The sequence below is a fragment of the Ruegeria sp. YTSA072 genome (assembly GCF_059610285.1).
On record NZ_JBXWNI010000033.1, the window covers coordinates 1 to 4,436 of the forward strand.

A 4,436-nucleotide genomic window follows, 5' to 3' on the forward strand; every position below is an offset into this window, starting at 1 on the left:
TTTACTCTGCGGCTTCTTCGTAAGCGTCCATTGGTGGGCATGTGCAGATTAGGTTTCTGTCGCCATATGCGTTGTCGACGCGATTTACGGGGGACCAGTATTTGTCGACGCCCATGGAGCCTGGGGGGAAGCAGGCCTGTTCGCGCGAGTAGGGCCGGTCCCAGTCGCCGACCAGATCGCGCACCGTGTGTGGGGCGTTTTTCAGCGGGTTGTTTTCCGCGTCGATCTTGCCGTCGATGATGTCCTGCGCTTCGGCCCGGATGGACAGCATGGCGTCGCAGAAGCGGTCCAGTTCGTCCTTGGGCTCCGATTCCGTAGGCTCGACCATCAGCGTGCCGGCCACTGGCCAGGACATGGTCGGCGCGTGGAAGCCGCTGTCGATCAGGCGTTTGGCCACGTCATCAACGGTCACATGCGCAGCCTCATCCAACGGACGGGTGTCGAGGATGCATTCATGCGCCACCCGACCTGTCTCGGACGTGTAGAGGATGGGATAGGCATCCTGCAGACGCGCCGCGATGTAGTTGGCGTTCAGGATCGCCACCTTGGTCGCCTGCGTCAGACCCGCGCCGCCCATCAGCAGCACATAGGCCCAGCTGACCGGCAGAATGGACGGCGAGCCGAAGGGAGCGGCCGAGACCGGGCCCACGGCGGTGCCGTATTCCGGGTGACCGGGCAGGTGCTCTTCCAGATGCGCCTTGACGCCGATCGGGCCCATGCCGGGGCCGCCACCGCCATGCGGGATGCAGAAGGTCTTGTGCAGGTTCAGGTGGCTGACGTCACCGCCAATGTCACCCGGACGTGAGAGACCGACCATGGCGTTCATGTTGGCACCGTCGATATAGACCTGACCGCCGTGATCATGGGTGATCTGGCAGACCTCCTGAACGGTGGTCTCGAACACGCCATGGGTCGAGGGGTAGGTGATCATGCAGGCGGCCAGATGATCGGAATGCTTCTCGGCCTTGGCGCGGAAGTCATTCAGGTCAATGTTGCCGTTCTCATCAGCCTGCACCGGAACAACCTGATAGCCCACCATCTGCGCCGAGGCCGGGTTGGTGCCATGCGCCGAGGTCGGGATCAGGCAGACATTGCGGTGCGCCTCACCCCGCGCGGCGTGATAGTTGCGGATGGTCAGCAGGCCCGCATATTCACCCTGCGCGCCCGAGTTGGGCTGCTGCGAGATCGCGTCATAGCCGGTGATCTGGCACAGCTTGTCGTTCAGATCATCAATCATCTCATGATAGCCCTGCGCCTGATCTTCGGGGCAGAACGGGTGCAGATTGCCGAACTCGGGCCAGGTGACCGGGATCATCTCGATCGTGGCGTTCAGCTTCATGGTGCACGAGCCCAGCGGGATCATTGCCCGGTCCAGCGCCAGATCGCGGTCGGCCAGACGGCGCATGTAGCGCGTGATCTCGGCCTCGGCCCGGTTCTTGTGGAAGATCTCGTGGGTCAGGTACGGGCTTTCGCGCAGCGCATAATCGGGCAGGCGATAGACTTTGTTTGAGCTGTCATCGGTGCGATCGATGCCGAAGGCGCCCCAGACGGCCTCGATGGTCTCGGGGCGGGTCTGTTCGTCCAGGCTGATGCCTACCTTCGTGTCGCCGACCTTGCGCAGGTTGACACCGCGCGCCACCGCGGCCTCCATGACGACATTCTGCAGGTGGCCGACCTCAACCGTGATGGTGTCGAAGAACACCTCTGGTTCCACGGCAAAGCCCGCCTCTTCCAGACCGGCGGCCAGACGCGAGGTCTTGCGGTGCACCGATTGCGCGATGGCCTTGATACCGTCGGGACCGTGATAGACCGCATACATCGAGGCAATCACCGCCAAGAGCGCCTGCGCGGTGCAGACATTCGAGTTGGCTTTCTCGCGGCGGATGTGTTGCTCACGCGTCTGCAGTGCCAGGCGGTAAGCCTTGTTGCCGCGCGCGTCGATCGACACACCGATGATCCGGCCCGGCATCGACCGCTTCAGCTTGTCGGTGGTCGCCATGTAAGCGGCGTGCGGCCCGCCATAGCCCATCGGAACACCAAAGCGCTGGGTCGAGCCGATGGCAATATCCGCGCCCATCTCACCGGGAGATTTCAGCAGCGCCAGCGACAGGATGTCGGCGGCGACGATGGCGATGGCTTTATGTTCATGCAGCGCGGCGATTTCCGATGTGAAGTCGCGCACATGGCCGTGAGTGCCGGGATACTGGAAGATCGCGCCAAAGACCGATCCTGCGTCCAGCGTGTCCGGGTCGGCCACCTGCACGTCGATGCCCAGAGGCTCGGCGCGGGTTTTGATCACCGCGATGGTCTGCGGGTGGCAGTTCTTGTCCACGAAGAAGGCCGCGTTGTTGGCCTTCGACCGGCCACCACGCTTGGCCATCGCCATCGCTTCGGCAGCAGCAGTCGCCTCGTCCAGCAGGGACGCGTTGGCCACGTCCAGCCCGGTCAGGTCGCTGACCATGGTCTGGAAGTTCAACAGAGCCTCAAGCCGGCCCTGGCTGATCTCGGGCTGGTAGGGCGTATAGGCGGTATACCAGGCCGGGTTTTCCAGGATGTTGCGCAGGATCGGCGCCGGCGTGGTGGTGCCATAGTACCCCTGGCCGATCAGCGAGGTCAGAACCTTGTTCTTGCTCGCCACCTCTTTCATGTGAAAGAGCGCATCGCGTTCGGTCATCGCCGGACCCCAGTCCAGCGGTTCCTTCTGCCGGATCGCAGGCGGGACGGTGGCGTCGATCAGCTGGTCCAGCGTCTTGAAGCCAATCACCTTGAGCATGTCGCGCATTTCCGTCGGGCTGGGCCCGATATGGCGGCGGTTGGCGAAGTCATAGGCTTCGTAGTCGGTCAGTTTGAAGGCCATAGGTCATGCTCCTCAGGGAATGTCTCGCCCGGCCGCTCTGGCAGGAGCCTCCGGCGGGGATATTTTTAGCCAGATGAAGGGGCGGATCCGCGAAAGGACCCGCCGTTTGGGTTTACCCGATCAGGGCCTTGTAGCCGTCCAGATCCATCAGATCTTCCAGCTGCGCGGCATCCGCGATCTTGATCTTGTAGATCCAGGCCTCGCCTTCGGGATCTTCGTTCAGCGCGCCGGGGTTGTCGGCCAGCGCTTCGTTCACTTCCGCGATCTCGCCATCGACGGGGGCATACAGCTCGGAGGCGGCTTTGACGGATTCGATCACGCCGATCTCGCCGCCCTTTTCAAACTCATCGCCTGCTTCCTGCTGCTCCACGAACACCACGTCGCCCAGCTGTTCAGCCGCGTGCTTGGTGATGCCCAGAGTGGCTGTGTCGCCTTCGACGGTCAGCCATTCATGCTCTTCGGAATAATAGGTTGCCATGTTGTCTCTCTCCTGACTTCAACGCTTGTAATTCTGTTTGACGAAGGGCAGCGCCACGATCTGCGCCGGCTGCGGCTTGCCCCGGATGATCAGGTTCACCGTCTCGCCCGGCTCGCCATGACCCTTGCTCACATAGCCCATCGCCACCGGTCCACCGACCGTGGGGCCAAATACGCCCGAGGTGATCTGACCGATCGTATTGCCCTCAGCGCACTGGATTTCCACGCCCTGACGCGCTGGAGCGCGGCCATCGGGCTTGATGCCAACCAGCTTTTTGGCGGGGCCTTCGGCCAGTTCTTTTTGCACGCGCTCGGCGCCCGGGAAACCGCCCTCTTCCTTGCGGCGCTTCTGGATCGCCCAAGCCAACGAGGCCTCGATCGGCGAGGTGCTCTGGTCGATGTCATTGCCATAAAGGCACAGGCCGGCCTCCAGCCGCAGGCTGTCGCGCGCGCCCAGACCGGCGGCTTCGCAATCCTCATGCGCCAGGAACGCCTTGCTGACCTCGATCGCCTTGTCCTCGGGGATCGAGATCTCATACCCGTCCTCGCCCGTGTAGCCCAGACGCGAGATGCGGCAGTCTACGCCGTTGATCGGGGCCTCAGTGGTTTCCATGAACTTCAGGTCGCGGGCGGCAGGGCAAAGATCCCCAACCACGTTTTCCGCCGCCGGGCCCTGCACCGCCACCAGCGCGCGGTCGAAGATCTCGGTCACTTCGACGCCGTCCAGATTGTCCCGCATATGCGGGATATCCTGATGGCGCAGCGCCGCATTCACCACCACGAAATAGTAATCCCCAGCATTCGACACGATCAAATCGTCCATGATCCCGCCGTCGGCATTGGTGAAAAACCCGTACCGCGCCTTGCCCGGCTTCAGGGTCGCATAGGCCTGCGGGCACAAAGCTTCCAGCTTCTCACCCACATTCTCACCCCGAAGGATCACCTGGCCCATATGAGACACATCAAACAACGCCGCCTTCTCACGACACTGCTTATGCTCCCCCATAATCCCCAAAGGATACTGAACAGGCATCTCCCAACCAGCAAAATCAACAAGCTTACCCCCCAACTCAACGTGCAAGTCATACAAGGGGGTGCGTTT

Annotated in this window: 3 protein-coding genes; all 3 read right to left on the reverse strand. The window is 62.4% G+C overall.

Features of this window, described 5'->3' with window-relative positions:
• Position 1 precedes the first annotated feature (1 nt).
• Positions 2-2,857 carry an aminomethyl-transferring glycine dehydrogenase gene (gene gcvP / locus AC2FIB_RS22400; RefSeq protein ID WP_496737918.1) on the reverse strand — a complete coding sequence of 952 codons (2,856 nt, stop codon included), beginning with the start codon at positions 2,855-2,857 and terminating at the stop codon, positions 2-4.
• Between the two features lie 112 nt (positions 2,858-2,969).
• A complete protein-coding gene (gcvH, locus tag AC2FIB_RS22405) occupies positions 2,970-3,335 on the reverse strand; it encodes a glycine cleavage system protein GcvH (RefSeq protein ID WP_496737919.1) in 366 nt (121 codons plus the stop codon).
• 18 nt (positions 3,336-3,353) lie between these two features.
• Positions 3,354-4,436, reverse strand: a 1,083-nt coding sequence (gene gcvT / locus AC2FIB_RS22410; protein ID WP_496737920.1) for a glycine cleavage system aminomethyltransferase GcvT, incomplete at its 5' end; no start/stop codon positions are given.

Excerpts from the sequence above, each read along its gene's own strand:
- gcvP (WP_496737918.1), bottom strand. The coding sequence starts at position 2,857 with ATGGCCTTCAAACTGACCGACTACGAAGCCTATGACTTCGCCAACCGC.
- gcvH (WP_496737919.1), bottom strand. The coding sequence starts at position 3,335 with ATGGCAACCTATTATTCCGAAGAGCATGAATGGCTGACCGTCGAAGGC.